17 protein-coding genes are annotated in these 17,740 nt (G+C 37.3%); 10 read left to right on the top strand and 7 right to left on the bottom strand.

The features are described from left to right. Positions 1-2 precede the first annotated feature (2 nt). From flhB to flgA, 4 genes are all read right to left on the bottom strand, one after another. Positions 3-1,133 carry a flagellar biosynthesis protein FlhB gene (gene flhB, locus GQ593_RS07425; protein WP_160431468.1) on the bottom strand — a complete coding sequence of 377 codons (1,131 nt, stop codon included), beginning with the start codon at positions 1,131-1,133 and terminating at the stop codon, positions 3-5. A 143-nt stretch (positions 1,134-1,276) separates the two neighbouring features. Next, positions 1,277-1,711 (bottom strand): flagella synthesis protein FlgN, encoded by a 435-nt coding sequence (locus GQ593_RS07420; RefSeq protein WP_160431467.1) that lies wholly within the window; start codon positions 1,709-1,711, stop codon positions 1,277-1,279. Positions 1,712-1,739: 28 nt separating this feature from the next. Further along, positions 1,740-2,033 carry a flagellar biosynthesis anti-sigma factor FlgM gene (gene flgM / locus GQ593_RS07415; RefSeq protein ID WP_085247571.1) on the bottom strand — a complete coding sequence of 98 codons (294 nt, stop codon included), beginning with the start codon at positions 2,031-2,033 and terminating at the stop codon, positions 1,740-1,742. A gap of 78 nt (positions 2,034-2,111) precedes the next feature. Then, positions 2,112-2,771 carry a flagellar basal body P-ring formation chaperone FlgA gene (gene flgA, locus GQ593_RS07410; RefSeq protein WP_160431466.1) on the bottom strand — a complete coding sequence of 220 codons (660 nt, stop codon included), beginning with the start codon at positions 2,769-2,771 and terminating at the stop codon, positions 2,112-2,114. A gap of 152 nt (positions 2,772-2,923) precedes the next feature. Between flgA and flgB the strand changes: the two genes are divergently transcribed. From flgB to purL, 10 genes are all read left to right on the top strand, one after another. Further along, positions 2,924-3,334, top strand: a complete 411-nt coding sequence (gene flgB / locus GQ593_RS07405) for a flagellar basal body rod protein FlgB (protein ID WP_160431465.1) — start codon at positions 2,924-2,926, stop codon at positions 3,332-3,334. 5 nt (positions 3,335-3,339) lie between these two features. After that, entirely contained in the window at positions 3,340-3,744 is a 405-nt protein-coding gene (gene flgC, locus GQ593_RS07400) for a flagellar basal body rod protein FlgC (RefSeq protein ID WP_160431464.1), read from the top strand. Positions 3,745-3,757: 13 nt separating this feature from the next. Beyond that, the gene (locus GQ593_RS07395) at positions 3,758-4,474 is read left to right on the top strand and encodes a flagellar hook assembly protein FlgD (RefSeq protein WP_085247567.1); all 717 of its coding nucleotides are present in this window, start codon (positions 3,758-3,760) and stop codon (positions 4,472-4,474) included. 16 nt (positions 4,475-4,490) lie between these two features. Next, complete coding sequence (gene flgE, locus GQ593_RS07390; RefSeq protein WP_160431463.1) at positions 4,491-5,702, top strand: flagellar hook protein FlgE; 1,212 nt, start codon at positions 4,491-4,493, stop codon at positions 5,700-5,702. Positions 5,703-5,716: 14 nt separating this feature from the next. Then, positions 5,717-6,472 carry a flagellar basal body rod protein FlgF gene (locus GQ593_RS07385; protein ID WP_160431462.1) on the top strand — a complete coding sequence of 252 codons (756 nt, stop codon included), beginning with the start codon at positions 5,717-5,719 and terminating at the stop codon, positions 6,470-6,472. Positions 6,473-6,501: 29 nt separating this feature from the next. Beyond that, complete coding sequence (gene flgG / locus GQ593_RS07380) at positions 6,502-7,284, top strand: flagellar basal-body rod protein FlgG (protein WP_085247564.1); 783 nt, start codon at positions 6,502-6,504, stop codon at positions 7,282-7,284. Positions 7,285-7,294: 10 nt separating this feature from the next. Further along, positions 7,295-7,996, top strand: a complete 702-nt coding sequence (locus GQ593_RS07375) for a flagellar basal body L-ring protein FlgH (protein ID WP_160431461.1) — start codon at positions 7,295-7,297, stop codon at positions 7,994-7,996. A 14-nt stretch (positions 7,997-8,010) separates the two neighbouring features. Further along, positions 8,011-9,117, top strand: a complete 1,107-nt coding sequence (locus GQ593_RS07370; RefSeq protein WP_442903598.1) for a flagellar basal body P-ring protein FlgI — start codon at positions 8,011-8,013, stop codon at positions 9,115-9,117. Between the two features lie 12 nt (positions 9,118-9,129). Further along, positions 9,130-10,164, top strand: coding sequence for a flagellar assembly peptidoglycan hydrolase FlgJ (gene flgJ, locus GQ593_RS07365; protein WP_160431459.1), 1,035 nt, complete (start codon positions 9,130-9,132; stop codon positions 10,162-10,164). 1,146 nt (positions 10,165-11,310) lie between these two features. After that, positions 11,311-15,213 carry a phosphoribosylformylglycinamidine synthase gene (purL, locus tag GQ593_RS07360; RefSeq protein WP_160431458.1) on the top strand — a complete coding sequence of 1,301 codons (3,903 nt, stop codon included), beginning with the start codon at positions 11,311-11,313 and terminating at the stop codon, positions 15,211-15,213. A 50-nt stretch (positions 15,214-15,263) separates the two neighbouring features. Here purL and GQ593_RS07355 read toward each other — a convergent pair whose 3' ends face one another. The 3 genes from GQ593_RS07355 to GQ593_RS07345 all read right to left on the bottom strand — a co-directional run bounded on the left by GQ593_RS07355 (position 15,264) and on the right by GQ593_RS07345 (position 17,625). Further along, positions 15,264-16,349: a 3-deoxy-7-phosphoheptulonate synthase gene (locus GQ593_RS07355; protein WP_160431457.1), complete on the bottom strand. Its 1,086-nt coding sequence runs from the start codon at positions 16,347-16,349 to the stop codon at positions 15,264-15,266. A gap of 297 nt (positions 16,350-16,646) precedes the next feature. Continuing rightward, the gene (locus tag GQ593_RS07350) at positions 16,647-17,105 is read right to left on the bottom strand and encodes a putative T6SS immunity periplasmic lipoprotein (RefSeq protein WP_160431456.1); all 459 of its coding nucleotides are present in this window, start codon (positions 17,103-17,105) and stop codon (positions 16,647-16,649) included. A 64-nt stretch (positions 17,106-17,169) separates the two neighbouring features. After that, positions 17,170-17,625 (bottom strand): putative T6SS immunity periplasmic lipoprotein, encoded by a 456-nt coding sequence (locus tag GQ593_RS07345; RefSeq protein ID WP_160431455.1) that lies wholly within the window; start codon positions 17,623-17,625, stop codon positions 17,170-17,172. Positions 17,626-17,740 lie beyond the last annotated feature (115 nt).

Below are 17,740 nucleotides of genomic sequence, written 5' to 3'. Positions count from 1 at the left end.
CTTTATTTATTTACGGATAATGACTCAGGAATGGGTAAATTATCGGGTGCGATTGGTTTATTGCCACCATATTTATGCCAATGTTTTAATTGATATACCCAAGCTAAAATTTGTGCAACTGCGGTATATAATTCTGTTGGAATCGTTTCACCTATTTCACCATGGCGGTATAACGCTCTAGCTAAAGGTGGTGCTTCTAATAGCGGTATATTATATTCAGTGGCAATTTCTCTAATGCGTAGCGCAATGTTATCTGTTCCTTTTGCCAGTAATTTTGGTGCAATCATGGTTTTTTCATCATATTGTAAAGCAACCGCATAATGGGTTGGATTGGTCACAATGACATTGGCTTTTGGCACATCTTTCATCATTCGACGTCTGGCAATCGCTTGTTGCATTTGGCGAATACGCCCTTTAATTTGCGGGTTTCCTTCTTGTTCTTTAAACTCATCTTTAATTTCTTGTTTTGACATTTTCAATTTTTTCAAATTGCTCCATATTTGATAAAAAATATCAAAACCAACCATGGGTATTAACGATATAACGCTTAACATTCCACAAAAAATCACTAACTGTATGGCTTTAGCTAATGCATTATTTAAATACATATGGGGTAACGCAAGCAGGTCAGAAAAATGGTGCATTAAAAACCACGCTGATGCGATAGAAATTAAAATAACTTTAAGTAGACTTTTTAGTAATTCAGAAAAGATTTTAGTACTAAATAATCTGCCAAAACCAGCGATAGGATTTAATTTATTAAAGTTGGGTTTAATTGATTGCAGACTAAATAGTAGTCCTCCCACACAAAGTGGTGCGAATATGGCAATAATAACTAAACCAAAAAAAATTGGCACAATTGACCAAAAGCCATGGGTTAACAAGTTAATTAAATTAAAGACGATCAATTTATCATCGCTTGTTTTATACGAAAACATCATTGCTGATTTTATGATGGTGATTAACTGGTTAACTAAATGTGACCCCATTAATCCAAACAAAGAGATGCCTATTAATAAGATTATCAACGAAGTTAACTCGCGAGATCGAGGGATCTGTCCCTTTTCTCTAGCCTTTTTTATTTTGCTATCGGTGGGATGTTCGCTTTTATCTAGATCATTATCGTCAGCCATGAGGAATCAAATAAAATTTCATCGTTTAATTAGAGTTTACACGCCTAACAGTATGACCTAATTACTCACAAATTATTGGCTTAATAAGAGGGCATTTTTGGCGGTATTTATCGCCTTTACCATCAACAAATATTAATTCTCCGTTAAACTTTGGCTCGTTTTGATGAGATTACATCGGCTTGTTGGTAGCCATTATTGGTATAAACAACTGGACTGTTTATGCCTTTAAGATAGTTAATTGATTGCTGGGTAATATTCATGCGATTTTGGATGATTAATCCATTATCACGATTTATATTAGCTAATAATTTTGTTGTGTCTGTGATAGATAGCCAATGCGCTGCAATGGTTGGATTGTCGTTATAGGGGGGATGAATACCTAATTGTTTACTTAATGTTACGCGTTTTTCATCCAGTAACTTTAATTGAATCAATAACTGGCTTTTTTTATTAATAATTTCATTTAACTGATTTGTTGAACTATTATCAATTAATATTTGTTGTTCTGTTTGTAGAATTCCTGAGAGTGTTTGTAACATTTCGGTTATTTGGTTTAGGATGTCATCGAGCTCTAACATTTATATATCCCTGTAATTCTGACTTATTCTAAATATGTTGCAGTAATTGATTAATTAATTTATCTGCAATTTTATGGGTATCAATAACTAATGTACCGTTGGTAATGGCTTGTTTTATTTTATCAATTTTTTCTATATCAATATCTTTATCAGTTGAATGCAACAGATTCATTGAGTTTTGAGTGATACTCACGGTAGTGCTTGCATTAGTACTGTTTTGGGTTGGTACAGATGCTGTTTGATTTTTTTGTTGTTCATTCACTACATCACGGTTAAGTAGTCCTGATATGCTTGTCACGGATTTTGTTGCATCGATACTCATAAAATACCTTTAATCAAATTGACGATTTAAGTGATTTGTTTAGTTTTATTATCGGCAATAATAAAAAAATCATTAATATTATTTGTTGAAAATAATAACCCCTTGGTGAGTCAATGTTCCTTCAACAATATTGTTAGAATTTAGTTTAACTCTAATGTTATCATTTAATACACCATTGCTAAGAGTCTTGCCATTCGTTTCTATTTGATAACCTTCACCATTAATTATCACCTTGGTTATTTGTCCTGCTTTTACCAGCCAATTTTTTTGAAGCATTGTGGTTTTGATTGACTCATCAAGATTAATATTGCGTAAAGCTATATGATTAAGTACGTCAGCTTCATTTAAAATGACAGCGGAAGGTAGCTTATCTAACCAACCTGATTGTATACGTATGTGATCTTTGTTGATGATAGTACCAGCGCTTATTGCTTGCTTAGCTACAATATAGTTCCCCATCACAGCCACATTAATCTGGATAAATTTTTTCTGATTATCACATTGAGCACAAATGGTCATGTTGCCCCACTGTTTTTTTTTATTTAATAACGAAAGTATAGGCGTATTGCAACTTAATTGTGGTTTGGCGGTCAGGTAAGTAATCGAAATATCATCTACTTTATGGCTAAATTGCTGAGAGATTAAATTGTAAATCTGCTTATCAAAAGAACTTGCCACAACAGGATACCCGCTAAATAGTATAAAAATAGCGAGTATTAATTTTGCGATTTTAATCATGTTTATCTGTTTCAAATTATGCATAAACTGATTGTACTTTATGATTGCATAAAACAAATCTTGAAATAAGGGCTATTTTTATCGTTATTTACTCAATGACTTTTTTTTTATTCGCTTAAAATCCTCACTATCAAAAAAAGTGAGATGATTTTATGTTTGATAAATTGGATACATGGGTTAATTTTCACCAGCAAGCATTAAATATACGAGAAATGCGACAAAATATATTAGCCGCAAATATTGCAAACAGCGATACGCCTAACTATCAGGCGCGAGATATTGATTTTAATGCTGAGTTAAGTAAGGCGCTTAATAAGCACAGTAACATTAATCACGTTGGACTTAATATTACCTCAGATCATCATATTCAGGTAAAAGCGCCTGTCACACTTAATCAAAATGTACTTTATCGTATTCCGTATCAGGCATCAGCTGATGGTAATACGGTAGAAATGGATCAAGAGCGTACAGCCTTTATTGACAATAGCATTCATTACCAAAGTAATTTAACGTTTTTAGGTGAGCAATTTAAAAATGTTATGTCGGTATTACAGCAAGGATAATAAAGATGAGTTTTTCAATTTTTGCAATTTCAGGGTCAGCATTAATGGCGCAAACCCAACGCATGAATGTCAGTGCCAGTAATTTAGCTAATGCTGATAGCGTAACAAGTACCTCTGGAGAAGCTTATCGAGCCAAGCAAGTTATTTTTCAAGTGGATGATAATGGTCAAACCAATTCAATTGCGGGCGTTAAAGTGTCGCAAGTGGTTGAAGATCCCTCGCCAATGAATTTGGTTTATCAACCCCATCATCCGTTGGCTGATGCTAAAGGCTACATTCAAAAACCGAATGTTGATGTGGTTGCCGAAATGGTCAATACGATTTCAGCTTCACGTAGTTATCAGGCGAATGTCGAAGTGATTAATACGGCAAAAAGTTTAATGCTAAAAACACTGACATTAGGCCAGTAATAAGGAGAAGCTTATGGGCGTGAGTAATGTTGCTGTTTCAGCATCAGGGGTAAAAAATCCGCAAACGATTCAAAAAAATTCATCAGATGGTAATTCAAGTAGGGAGCTGCAAGATAATTTTTTAACACTACTTATTGCTCAGATGAAAAACCAAGATCCGACCAATCCAATGGATAATAGTCAGTTAACATCACAACTGGCACAAATTAATACCTTAGCTGGTATCGAAAGACTAAATACAACATTGGGAATGGTTTCAGGACAGATCGATGACAGCTTATCAGTTAATGCGAGCAACATGATCGGCAAGGGTGTCATGGTGCCTGGCGATAAAATTTTAGTCGCTACCTCTGAACTAGAAAGCTCAGATGCAGGTAAAGAAACGGTTACTACTCCATTTGGCTTTGAGTTAGTGCGAGATGCCGATTCAGTGATTATCACCATTCAAGATGCAAATGGTAATGTGGTGCGAGAAGTTGATTTGGGTGCAATCCCTGCTGGCGTAAGTTCCTTTACTTGGGATGGTGTGCTAAATGATGGGACAATTGCGCCTGATGGTAGTTATACCTTTTCAGTCAATGCAAGTTCAGATGGGCAAAAAGTATCATCCACATCATTAGCCTATTCAGTGGTCTATGGTGTTATCAATAGTAAAGTTAATAATAAAGTATTACTCGATTTAGGAATACTTGGTTCAATTGGTATTGACGAAGTACGTCAAATTCTTTAAAGAGGATAAAATTCAGATGGGATTTTCTCAAGCAGTGAGTGGCATGAATGCTGCATCAAAGCAGTTAGATGTGATCGGTAATAATATTGCCAACTCAGCAACGGTGGGTTTTAAAAGCGCCAGCATTTCATTTGCCGATATCTATGCCGGTTCAAAAGTCGGTATGGGGGTAAAAGTAGCTGCGGTTATGCAAAATTTTAATGATGGAACCGCCACAACCACTAACAACAGTCTAGATGTGGCAATCTCAGGTAATGGATTTTTTCGTTTAGTGGATAGTAATGGACAAGCTTACTATACTCGTAACGGACAATTTCAATTAGATGCTGAGCGAAATATTATTTCTGCTGATGGTCTTTACCTGACTGGCTATCTTGCAACTGGTACGCCGCCTCAAGTGCAGCAAGGTGCAGCACCTGGTCCATTAAAAATTTCGCAAGAAATGTTAAATGCATCAGCAACAACCAAGGCTTCTTTGCAAACAAACTTAAATGCCAATAGTAAAGTGCCTGCTAAACAACCGGTCAATGCCCTTGATGCCGATACATTTAATTATTCTACAACCATTACCACCTATGACTCGCTTGGTAATCAACGAAATGTTCAACTCTTTTATGTTAAAACTGGCGATAACCAATGGGATGTTCATTATCTTGATAGTAGTGATCCTAATGGAAGTTTACAAAAAGTGGGACAAATGGAATTTGACTCTTCCGGTAAATTAATTAGTGATCCTGAAATGACCATTAATATTAATGGGTTAAATGGATCTGCCGACAATACTTTTATTTTATCATTAGCCAATAGTTCTCAGCAAAACATGGGTAAAGAAGTAGGTAGTATCAAAACGCCAATTATTAATGGTTATGCACCAGGTAATTTAGTAGGTTATAGCATTAATGATGATGGTTCTATTTATGGCGTTTATTCTAACCAACAAACGATGTTATTAGGTCAAATTGCCATGGCTGATTTTGCTAATGTTAACGGTCTAGAATCAGCAGGGAATAATAATTGGCGTTCGACAATTAAGTCTGGCACAGAAGTATTGGGTGTGGCAAATTCTGGTACATTTGGCGCATTAGCCAGTGGCGCACTTGAATCTTCAAATGTTGATATGAGTCAAGAGTTAGTGAATATGATAGTTGCTCAGCGCAATTACCAATCTAATTCACAAACCATTAAAACCCAGGACCAAATTTTAAATACATTAGTTAATTTGCGCTAATTTAAAGGTTATTTATGGATCGTGTTATTTATACAGCAATGTCAGCAGCTAGCCAGACACTAAATCGGCAGTCAGTGACAAGTAATAACCTAGCTAATGTATCTACAGTGGGGTTTCGTGCACAGTTAACGGCAATGAAAGCAGTTCCTGTTGTGGGCAATGATATACCGACACGGACTATGGTAACAGCAACAACGCCCACGTTTGACTCAACGATGGGTGCATTTAACTATACGGGTAGAAATTTAGATGTTGCTTTGACCGAAGATCACTGGTTGGCGGTGCAATTAGCTGATGGTAGCGAAGCTTATACACGTAATGGTGCTATTGATATTGACGAAAATGGTACGCTTAATATACAAGGCTATCCATTAATTGGTGATAGTGGCGTTTTAACTGTGCCCCAACGATCTCAAATCACTATTAGCAGCGATGGAACACTTTCTGCATTGGGTGCGGGCAATAAACCAACCACCATTGCCCAAGTGGGTAAAATAAAAAAAGTACATCTTGAGCGTAACGAGATTGTCCGTGGTGATAGTGGTTTTTTTCAACTAACTGACCAAGTACGTAATGAACGAGGTGCAGTTATGCCAGATAATCCAAAAGCTAAACTTATGTCCGGTGTGTTAGAAGGAAGTAATGTTAATCCTGTTACTGCTATGGTGGATTTAATTAGCCATGCTCGCCAGTTTGAAATGCAGATGAAAGAAATTATAACCGCAGATGAAAATGCACAAAAAGCGAACCAAATTTTGTCGCTGACTTAAATTTATCAATATATTAAGTAGGAATAACTATGATTAAATCATTATGGATTGCCAAAACGGGCTTAACGGCGCAACAAATGAACATGGATATTATTTCAAATAATTTAGCGAATGTGAGTACCAGTGGGTTTAAAAGACAAAGAGCTGTATTTGAAGATTTATTGTATCAAACAGTTCGCCAACCCGGCGCGCAGTCTTCTGAGCAAACCACATTACCGTCAGGTTTACAGATTGGTACCGGCGTTCGTCCGGTTGCGACAGAACGTATTCATAGCCAAGGCAATTTAGAGGCAACAGATAACAGTAGTGATATTGCTATTAACGGACAAGGTTTTTTCCAAGTTTTATTGCCCGATGGCACACAAGCTTATACTCGTAGTGGCGCTTTTCAAGTTAATCAAAATGGGCAATTGGTGACTGCGGCGGGATATGAAATTCAACCAGCTATTACTATTCCATCCAACGCAATCAAAATGACTGTCGCGCGTGATGGTGTAGTGAATGTGACATTAGCGAATCAATCAACACAAGTTCAAGTTGGTCAACTTACTTTACATACTTTCATTAATGATGCGGGTCTTGAAAGCGTGGGCGAAAACCTTTATTTAGAAACCGAAAGTTCAGGTTCTCCGACCGAAAATACCCCCGGATTAAATGGTGCAGGATTGCTATATCAAGGTTATACCGAAACGTCTAATGTCAATGTTGCTGAAGAGCTGGTAAATATGATTCAAGTACAACGCGCTTACGAAATTAATAGCAAGGCGATTTCAACATCCGATCAAATGCTACAACGTTTAAATCAGCTTTAACATTAACAATATGATAAGTCTATTGAGATATTTTTATATTCCAATTGCCTTCTTTTTGTTTAGTTGCTTATTTAGTTGCGCACAATTACCTAAGCAAGCTTTAGTTGAAGGCAAAACGAGCATTGTTCCGCAAATGCCCACCATTGTAAATACTAGCGGCTCTATTTATCAAGCCGCTCAGCCAAGCAGTTTTGGGTATCAACCCATGTTTGAAGATCGCCGTCCGCGTAATATTGGTGATGTATTGACCATTGTTTTACAGGAAAACGTCAGTGCCAGCAAAAGCTCATCTGTGAATGCAGGGCGTAATGGCTCGGTTAATTTAGGTATAAAAAAGCTGCCTACGTTTCTCGATGGATTAGTTGGCAGAGGCAAAGCTGAAACGGATATTGCAGGTGGCAATGATTTTAAAGGGGCCGGTGGCGCTAATGCTAAAAACACGTTTAGTGGTACTATCACCGTCACCGTTCAAGATGTCATGATTAATGGTAATTTAAAGGTGATCGGTGAAAAACAGATTGCGATTAATCAAGGCACCGAATTTATCCGCTTTTCTGGCGTGGTAAACCCTAGAACAATAAGTGGTAATAACACCGTTATTTCAACACAGGTTGCTGATGCTCGTATTGAATATGTCGGTAATGGATATATTGACGAAGCACAAACAATGGGTTGGTTACAACGCCTATTTTTAAATCTTTCACCATTTTAATGAGCCTGATTATGATAAGAAAATTGCGCCTCTTTTTTGGCTTTATCTTTATGATGATATTGTTCATACCTAATGGACATGCTGAACGTATTCGTGATTTAGTGACTATTGAAGGTGTAAGAGACAATGCTTTAGTTGGTTATGGTATTGTTGTTGGGCTTGATGGCACAGGCGATCAAACCTCGCAAACACCTTTTACTATTCAAAGTATTACCAACATGTTATCTCAGCTAGGTATTACTGTACCGTCAGGCAGTAATATGCAATTAAAAAATGTTGCCGCGGTCATGGTAACTGCCAAATTACCTTCTTATTCGCGTGTTGGGCAACAACTTGATGTGGTTGTGTCTTCGCTTGGTAATGCAAAAAGCTTGCGTGGTGGCACATTGATCATGACCCCATTAAAAGGGGTCGATAATCAAGTGTATGCTATTGCTCAAGGTAACCTTTTTGTTGGAGGAGCGGGCGCCAGCAGTAAAGGAAGTAGTGTTAGTGTTAATCAAACAGCAGGAGCCACCATTCCAAATGGCGCAACGATTGAACGTCAGTTAGCTACTCGTTTAGATGAACAAGACATTATCCATTTGCATCTTAACCAATTTGACTTTACTCGAGCTTTAAAAATATCGGAAGCAATTAATAAATTACAAAAAAATAGTGCAGTTGCCTTAGATGGCACAACGGTTTCTCTAAAAATGCCAAAAGAAAGCCACGCACGTGTACAATTTTTATCTAAAATACAAAATTTAGAAATAGGTCGCACGCCAATTTCTGCCAAAGTTGTTATCAATACGCGAACAGGCGTTGTTGTGATGAATCAAAAAGTGCAGCTAGATAATTGTGCTGTAGCGCATGGTAATTTATCTGTTGTGGTGAATAATAAATTAAAAGTCAGTCAACCCAATACACCATTAGCCGGTGGTACAACAGTGGTAACACCTGATACACAAGTAAGTATTGAGCAAGAAGGTGGGGCATTACATAATTTAGCCGCAGGCGCTGACTTAAAACGTGTTATTAAATCACTGAACTTGTTAGGTGCAAACCCGACCGAATTAATGTCGATTCTTGAGGCACTAAAATCAGCGGGTTGTTTACATGCTACGCTTGAAACTATTTAAAGAATATTGCTTATGAATACTAAAATTGGTCAATCATTCAACCGTTTTGCCTATGATTTATCGGGTCTTAACCAACTAAAGCGTAGTGCAATAAATGGTTCATCTGAAGGTGTTAAACAAGTTGCTAAGCAATTTGAATCATTATTTATTAATATGATGATGCAATCAATGCGTAAAGCTGTACCTGAAAGTGGTTTATTTGGTCAGTCTGCTTCACAGCTATTTACTTCAATGTTTGATCAACAAATTGCACAGCAGGCAGCGGGTAAAGGGTTTGGATTAGCCCAGATGCTCACCAAACAGTTAACTAACAAGGTTTCACCATCAATTAATATTAACTCACAAGCTAATTCATCACAGGCTAATTCAAATAAAACTGAGCAAAATCTTCATTTAGCTCAGTCTTTATTTAGTAATGCACCCTCTAATTTATCGCCTCAAGCATGGGGGCAAATGCTTTACCAAAGTCATAAAGCAAATCAAACCAATCCAACTAATCAATTATCTTTAAATACACCAATAAAAGAGGGTAAAGACGATCATATCGTTAAATTTGTAAAAGATTGGTTAGAGCCAGCTAAGCAGGCAGCTAAACATTCAGGTATTGCTTATGAAGTGATTATTGCACAAGCTGCATTAGAAACAGGCTGGGGACAAAAACAGATCAAAACCACCAATAATCAAGTAAGCCACAATTATTTTGGTATCAAAGCCAATGCGTCATGGCAAGGGGATTCTACTCGCTTAATCACACAAGAATTGGTTAATAATAAAATGACTAAAATTGAGGATAATTTTAGAGTCTATAATAGTAAACAACAAGCGTTAACCGACTATCTTAATTTATTAACCAAAAATCCACGTTATCGTGCTGTTGTTAACGCACCAGATGCCAGAACAGCTGCCAAAGAATTACAAGCAGCACATTATGCAACTGATCCAAATTATAGTGATAAACTTATACAGATCATCAATCGTATCGAACAAATTACCCAAAATAATCAACCAACAATGGCATCAGGGTTTAGAAAAATTGCGTTTAATTGATGCCTAGGATGACTAGGCATTAAATACCATGCAAAATATATTCCTATTTAAACACCGCATGACCAAACCGTAATCAAAATTCACCAAATTCTATAGAACTTTTTTATTGTATTTAGCTCAGTAGCCATTAATATTCCTGATACGATTTGATTTTCTTAGGAAAAATATTCTAAAAATTGATTTTAAAAACAAGCAACTATGGATTCAATCAGAGACAAAGTAATAAAAGATTATTCAGGAAAAGTGTTTATTTTATTCATTTTTTTATGAGCATAAATAACATTGCTTAAGTACAATTAGGTTACAACACTTTATTTGTAGGAATTACTCACGTTAATTATAGTGATAAATATACATAAAAAACTAAACTGATGCCTGAACCTTTATAACGAGCTAAAGAAAGCTTAGTTAAAGCTGTTTGTTCCTTTAGTCAGTGAGAAGGAACGTTATAAAAGCATCAATTATGGAATTAAACGTCTGGTTAAAATCGAAAAGTCCATTGAAGATAAATTAAGACGGCAAGCTCAACACAATAATAAAACCTATCTATGCTACATCGCCATGAAAGTCCCTATCGCTTTCAGCTTTCCCTGTTGTGCGTTGGCAGGCGGGGTTCGTGAATTGCTGATTGATATGATGGTGATCACATGTATTAACGAATAGTTACTGCAAAGCTTCGACAAATCACGAAACGGTATAGACTCCTGAATATTTTTTACAAAAACTAATCTATTTTTAATTTGTTTAAGGAGAGTGATAAATTTCGAATAAAGCAAAAACTCATTAAGTCTATTTATTTTAAACGAATGGTAAAGCCAAAAAAGAGGATGCCTACTTTTAATTCAGGTATGCAATACGAAAAGGTTTACTTTTACTAGAACCAAGAAAAACTTCATAAAATAATTATATTAAATCCAGTTAAACGGTTTTGGATAAAACATCTTATACATTTTCGAATAGAGAAAAATAAATTTTAACTGTATTAAAAGTATTTTTAATTAATCTACTATTTTTAATTTGGATGTAAGGTTGATGACTTTTAACCATTTCAATATAAGCTGTATTTAAGATAGCCACATTGTTCACTTTCTTTTATAATGTTGTTCTATTTTTTAACCTATGTTTGGCTTAAAAAGAGTAATTAGCATGAAAATTTTAGCTGGCTGTTCTGCTTTATCTGCATTTCGTATTAGTAAAATCCTATCTGTTTGCCGTGAACAATCCATTCCTGTTATTGATATTGAAGCACAATATATTCATTTTGTTGATTTGGCTGATAAATTGACGGACGAACAACAGTTAACGCTAGATAAATTATTGCAATACGGTCCTAAAACCGCACAAATCGATATCAAAGAGACATCCAGCCAGCAACTTTTTTTAGTTACTCCAAGAGCTGGAACGATTTCGCCTTGGTCGTCAAAAGCGACCGACATTGCGCATAATTGTGGCTTGTCGCAGATTCGCCGTATTGAGCGGGGAATCGCTTATTATGTGCAAGTGAGTTCGCCATTAATCAATTCACAAAAAAATGATTTTTTATCATTGATTCACGATCGCATGATGGAAGCTGTTTTTAGTCGTGTTGAGCAAGCCGAGCAGCTATTCTACGTTGAGTCTCCAACGCCTGTGACAACCGTTGATTTATTAGGCCAAGGGCGCAAGGCGTTAGAAGAGGCTAACCTAAAATTAGGTTTAGCGTTAGCATCTGATGAGATTGATTATTTAGTTGAAAATTTTAAAAAATTAAATCGTAATCCGACAGATATTGAACTTTATATGTTTGCGCAAGCCAACTCAGAGCATTGTCGCCATAAGATTTTTAATGCTGATTGGATTATTGATGGGGTAAAGCAGCCTAAATCACTGTTTAAGATGATCAAAAATACTTTTGAACACACTCCTGATTATGTTTCGTCTGCTTATAAGGATAATGCCGCTGTAATGGATGGCTCAATCGTTGGGCGCTTTTTTGCAGATAATGAGAATAAAACCTACGGTTATCATCAAGAATATGCGGATATTTTAATGAAAGTGGAAACGCATAATCATCCAACCGCCATATCGCCTTGGCCGGGTGCGGCAACTGGGAGTGGTGGTGAGATTCGTGACGAGGGTGCAACAGGGCGCGGGGCTAAACCGAAAGCGGGATTGGTTGGGTTTTCGGTTTCTAATTTGCGTATTCCTAACTTTGAACAGCCTTGGGAATACGATTTTGGTAAGCCTGATCGTATTGTCAGTGCGTTTGATATTATGATGGAGGGTCCTTTAGGGGGAGCGGCGTTTAATAATGAATTTGGTCGTCCAGCTTTATTAGGCTATTTTCGCACTTATGAAGAGCGAGTAAATAGCCATAATGGCGAAGAAGTGAGAGGTTATCATAAACCGATTATGTTAGCGGGTGGTATGGGTAATATTCGCCGTGAACATATTCAAAAAGGTAAGTTTCCGGCTGGCGCTAAGTTGATTGTGTTAGGTGGTCCTGCGATGAATATTGGCTTAGGCGGTGGGGCGGCGTCGTCTATGGCGTCGGGCCAGTCTGATGCTGATTTGGATTTTGCTTCTGTTCAGCGCGATAACCCTGAAATGGAGCGCCGTTGTCAAGAAGTTATCGATCGTTGCTGGCAATTAGGCGAAGATAACCCTATCTTATTTATTCATGATGTGGGTGCCGGTGGGTTATCTAATGCGATGCCTGAGCTGGTTAGTGACGGGGGCTGTGGTGGTCAATTTGAGCTCCGAAAAATACTCAGTGATGAGCCGGGTATGTCCCCGCTAGAAATCTGGTGTAATGAATCGCAAGAACGTTATGTGCTTGCTATCCATTCCGATAAATTAGCATTGTTTGACGAGCTCTGTCAGCGTGAACGAGCGCCTTATGCCGTTATTGGTGAGGCAACAGCGAATAAAGCTGTTACTTTGCATGATGATCATTTTAATAATAATCCAATTAATTTGCCATTGGATGTACTTCTTGGTAAAACGCCTAAAATGCAACGCGATGTAAAAACACATCAGGCGCATGGTGATAATTTTTCAACTGCTGACATTAATTTATATGATGCAGTCAAACGGGTTTTACATTTGCCAACGGTTGCCGAAAAGACCTTTTTAATTACCATTGGCGATCGCTCTGTGACGGGGATGGTATCGCGCGATCAAATGGTCGGTCCTTGGCAAGTACCTGTTGCCGATTGTGCTGTTACCACCGCAAGTTTTGATAGTTATTATGGCGAAGCTATGTCCATTGGGGAGCGCGCGCCAGTTGCACTAATTAACTTTGCTGCCTCGGCAAGACTTGCTGTTGGTGAGGCGATTACCAATATTGCCGCAACGAATATTGGCGATATCAAACGCATTAAGCTTTCAGCTAACTGGATGGCCGCTGCTGGCCATCCGGGTGAAGATGCTGGGCTTTATCAGGCCGTTAAAGCAATAGGTGAAGATCTATGCCCAGCATTGGGACTTGCAATTCCAGTTGGTAAAGATTCGATGTCGATGAAAACCACATGGCAACAAGATGGCGAACAGAAAACAGTGACGTCGCCGTTATCGTTGGTGATTTCAGCATTTGCACGCGTTGAAGATGTGCGTAAAACCGTGACACCACAATTGCGTACCGATCAAGATAATACATTATTGTTGGTTGATTTATCAAACGGTCATCAAGCATTAGGCGCAACTGCGCTGGCGCAAGTTTATCGTCATTTAGGTCAACAAACTGCGGATGTACATAACTCTAAAGATCTGCTTAATTTTTATCAAGCCATTCAAGCTTTAGTCAGTCAAAATGCTCTGCTTGCTTATCATGATCGTTCCGATGGGGGGCTGTTTGTTACATTAGCCGAGATGGCTTTTGCTGGGCATTGTGGTGTTGATGTTGATATTTCTCAATTAGGCCATGATGTGATTGCTTCGCTATTTAATGAGGAGCTTGGCGCTGTTATTCAGGTGGCCAATAGTTGTTTAGATGATGTGATGGCTTGCTTTAAGCAGTTTGGCTTATCCCATACGGTTCATGCTTTGGGTCGTGCTAAAGCAGGACAACAATTTATTGTGCGTAATAAATCTGCTGTGGTTTATAGTGAGTCGCGCTCAATGTTAAGAACATGGTGGGCCGAAACAACTTGGCAGATGCAGCGGTTACGTGATAATCCTGAGTGTGCCGATCAAGAACATCAAGCGAAACAAAATGAAGATGATCCAGGCTTAAATGTGCACTTAACTTTCGATCCACAAACGGACATTGCTGCGCCTTATATTGCTAAAGGTGCAAAACCTAAAGTTGCCATTTTACGTGAACAAGGGGTTAATTCGCATGTCGAAATGGCCGCTGCATTTGATAGAGCTGGCTTTGAAGCCATTGATGTGCATATGACCGATTTACTTTCAGGTCGTATTACGCTTGATCCATTTAGTACACTGGTTGCTTGTGGTGGCTTTTCTTATGGCGATGTGCTAGGCGCGGGTGAAGGTTGGGCTAAATCGATTTTATTTAACCAAAAGGTGCGCGATGAATTTGAACGATTCTTTCATCGCAAAGATACGTTATCGTTAGGGGTTTGTAACGGTTGTCAGATGATGTCGAATCTGAAAGATCTGATTCCTGGTGCTAACTTGTGGCCTCGTTTTGTGCGTAATTTGTCAGAACGTTTTGAAGCGCGCTTTAGCTTAGTGCAAATTCAATCAAGCCCTTCGTTGCTATTTACTGATATGGCGGGATCACATATGCCAATTGCGGTTTCACACGGGGAAGGACGTGTTGAGGTTAGTGATGATGCGCATCTAACCAATTTAGAATCATCAGGATTAATTGCGGCATGTTATATTGACCATTATGGTAAAGTAACACAGCAGTATCCTGCCAATCCAAATGGTTCGCCAAACGGTATTACAGCAGTGACATCTGAAGATGGGCGAGCAACTATTATGATGCCACATCCAGAGCGGGTATTTAGAACTGTAACAAATTCTTGGTACCCAGATAATTGGGGCGAAGATAGCCCATGGATGCGAATGTTCCGTAATGCTCGTAAGCAGCTAGGTTAAAAAATATATCGCCGATAATAATGTCGGCGATATATTTATCTATTGATCGATTAAGCTGTAACCGATTGCTTTTGCCTTTCAATCAGTGGTTGTGCTAAAACATGATCCATTTTTCGCAATAGTGTGTCTGTTTCTTCCCAGTTAATGCATGCATCAGTAACCGACACACCATATTTGAAGTCCTCTGGTGGTTGTTCAGAAGATTGGTTGCCTTCAAATAAATTACTTTCAATCATCACGCCAATAATTGAATTATTACCATGTTTGATTTGTTCAATAATTGAGTTGGCAACAATCGGTTGATTGCGATAATCTTTGTTGGAATTGGCATGGCTACAGTCAATCATTAAGTTAGGTAATAATCCTGCTTTTTGCATTTGAATTTCACATAATGCGACATTTTCAGCATCAAAGTTAGGTGATTTACCACCACGCAAAATAACATGGCCATGTGGATTCCCCACAGTTTGTAAAACGGTCACTTGCCCTTGTTGATTAATGCCTACAAAACGATGAGGCATAGAGGCTGATTTCATGGCGTTAATGGCAACATCCAAACTACCATCTGTGCCATTTTTAAAACCGACAGGCATCGAAAGCCCTGAGGCCATTTCTCGATGGGTTTGTGATTCAGTGGTTCTTGCGCCAATTGCTGACCAGCTAATTAAATCGGCAATATATTGTGGTGTGTTGGGATCTAACGCTTCGGTTGCAATAGGTAAGCCAATTTCAGCAATATCGAGCAGTAATTTACGTGCTTTTTTTAGTCCATGCTCAATATCAAATGAGCTATCCATATGAGGATCGTTAATCAAACCTTTCCAACCAACAGTGGTTCTTGGTTTTTCAAAATAAACACGCATGACAATAAATAAGTGATCTTTAACTTCGTCTGAGAGTTTTTTTAATTTATGCGCATATTCAAGTGCTGCAATAGGATCATGAATAGAGCAAGGACCACAGACGATAAGTAATCGGTGATCTCGCCTTTCTAAAATATCCACAACGGTTTGGCGGGATGAGGCTATTTGATTTTTTAAATCTTCAGAAAGAGGATAAAGCTGTTTGATTTCTTCAGGGGTGATTAACATGTGTTCGTCTCGGATTCGAACATTATTTAGGGTATCTTTTAACATTTTTATTTTCCTTGTTAAAATCATTTATATTTTATATGTAAAATATTAATTACACAAACGCTTATTATGTAAACACAAAATTACATAATAGTAAATGAAATTTTCACTTATTAATCAGAATTTATGAGGAATGTTTTTGTTTTGTGGTTTTAGTAAATTTATATTTACATTTTAATCGTGTAGAGCTTTATGTGTTGATTTAATCTGATAATAATGATTAAGCTAGGTTACCCTAGCTTAATGATAATTAAGGTCAATGCTAAATTTGGATAGAGCTAAATTAGAGCTGAAGTGCTATTATTTATTAGCTTTGTTGTCCAATAATAGTCTAAATTTACCATCATTTTGTTTTTCTAGGCGGAATTTCCTTATCCATCTAAAATATGTATAGAATGTTGGGTCAGAAGTCAACTTACTGGTAAATTTAATGCGATAAGTTGTATTTGCTTGCAAAGGGTATTCAATTTTCAAGCATTCGCCAGAACGAATGTTATCTCCTTTCCAATTATCTTTTTCCCATTCCTCTAGGAAGCCCTTTTCTGACAGAGTTGTTTCTGTAATATAAATAGTATCAATGGGAATTGATTGGTTTGCCATAATTTGGTTTGTAGGTATGCTGATACATAGTTGATTGTCATTATTTAATGTTATATCTGGTGTAGCAGTAACAACTTCAGTTTTGTAGTGTGGGTAGCAGCCTGTTAGTGATATTAACGGAATAATAATTAATAATATAATTGCGAAGTTCTTTTTCATAAGGTTATTTATTGTTGTGATAAAGTTATGTTTGTTATTTAAATTGGTTTAATATGTTGTTTGTTTAATACTCTAACAATTGTAATGAGCCATCGTCTTGTTTTTTTAGTATCAATCTTTTATCTAATCTTTTAACTATATTCCAACCTTCGCTGTTTTGTTGCTTTGCTTTAATAAATACATAGTAACGTACATCGGTTTTAAATTGATAATCAAGATTTAAGCATTCACCAGGGTGAACTTGGTATTGCATTTTTACGCCTGTATCAGTCATTCCACTATAATATCTTGTGCGATCATACGTAGGGCCATCTTTTATTTTCTCACTGATACTTATAAACCTAATATTAAACAACCTATTTTGGGAGTATTTTCCCTTGGGGATGCTGATACATAGCTGATTGTTATTTAATTCTACATCAGGTCGTTCTCGTACTGGTTGGCGAAATAGCAGACAGCATCCTGTTGTTGTTGATAATATTAAAATCATTATTAGTATTTGAATGAGGTTTTTTTTCATGCAAATGATCCTTTACTTTTTTATTCCTTTCTAGGGCGTGTTGATCTTTCGTGATTATTTTTTAGACGGCATGATGTGAGTTATAATAATTCTGCAAAAAACAACCATAACTCGA

This window comes from Gilliamella sp. Pas-s25 (assembly GCF_009795885.1).
Lineage (GTDB): Bacteria > Pseudomonadota > Gammaproteobacteria > Enterobacterales > Orbaceae > Gilliamella.
The sequence above is the reverse complement of the archived record's forward strand: the minus strand, read 5'-3'. Positions and strand labels throughout refer to the sequence as shown.

What these genes read in the sequence shown, in the direction of transcription:
- GQ593_RS07345 (WP_160431455.1), bottom strand. Translation starts at nt 17,625, where the DNA reads ATGAAAAAAAACCTCATTCAAATACTAATAATGATTTTAATATTATCA.
- GQ593_RS07395 (WP_085247567.1), top strand. Translation starts at nt 3,758, where the DNA reads ATGGGCGTGAGTAATGTTGCTGTTTCAGCATCAGGGGTAAAAAATCCG.
- flgC (WP_160431464.1), top strand. Translation starts at nt 3,340, where the DNA reads ATGAGTTTTTCAATTTTTGCAATTTCAGGGTCAGCATTAATGGCGCAA.
- flgE (WP_160431463.1), top strand. Translation starts at nt 4,491, where the DNA reads ATGGGATTTTCTCAAGCAGTGAGTGGCATGAATGCTGCATCAAAGCAG.
- GQ593_RS07375 (WP_160431461.1), top strand. Translation starts at nt 7,295, where the DNA reads ATGATAAGTCTATTGAGATATTTTTATATTCCAATTGCCTTCTTTTTG.
- GQ593_RS07350 (WP_160431456.1), bottom strand. Translation starts at nt 17,105, where the DNA reads ATGAAAAAGAACTTCGCAATTATATTATTAATTATTATTCCGTTAATA.
- flgB (WP_160431465.1), top strand. Translation starts at nt 2,924, where the DNA reads ATGTTTGATAAATTGGATACATGGGTTAATTTTCACCAGCAAGCATTA.
- GQ593_RS07355 (WP_160431457.1), bottom strand. Translation starts at nt 16,349, where the DNA reads ATGTTAAAAGATACCCTAAATAATGTTCGAATCCGAGACGAACACATG.
- flgA (WP_160431466.1), bottom strand. Translation starts at nt 2,771, where the DNA reads ATGATTAAAATCGCAAAATTAATACTCGCTATTTTTATACTATTTAGC.
- GQ593_RS07420 (WP_160431467.1), bottom strand. Translation starts at nt 1,711, where the DNA reads ATGTTAGAGCTCGATGACATCCTAAACCAAATAACCGAAATGTTACAA.
- flgG (WP_085247564.1), top strand. Translation starts at nt 6,502, where the DNA reads ATGATTAAATCATTATGGATTGCCAAAACGGGCTTAACGGCGCAACAA.
- flgM (WP_085247571.1), bottom strand. Translation starts at nt 2,033, where the DNA reads ATGAGTATCGATGCAACAAAATCCGTGACAAGCATATCAGGACTACTT.
- GQ593_RS07385 (WP_160431462.1), top strand. Translation starts at nt 5,717, where the DNA reads ATGGATCGTGTTATTTATACAGCAATGTCAGCAGCTAGCCAGACACTA.
- flhB (WP_160431468.1), bottom strand. Translation starts at nt 1,133, where the DNA reads ATGGCTGACGATAATGATCTAGATAAAAGCGAACATCCCACCGATAGC.
- flgJ (WP_160431459.1), top strand. Translation starts at nt 9,130, where the DNA reads ATGAATACTAAAATTGGTCAATCATTCAACCGTTTTGCCTATGATTTA.
- purL (WP_160431458.1), top strand. Translation starts at nt 11,311, where the DNA reads ATGAAAATTTTAGCTGGCTGTTCTGCTTTATCTGCATTTCGTATTAGT.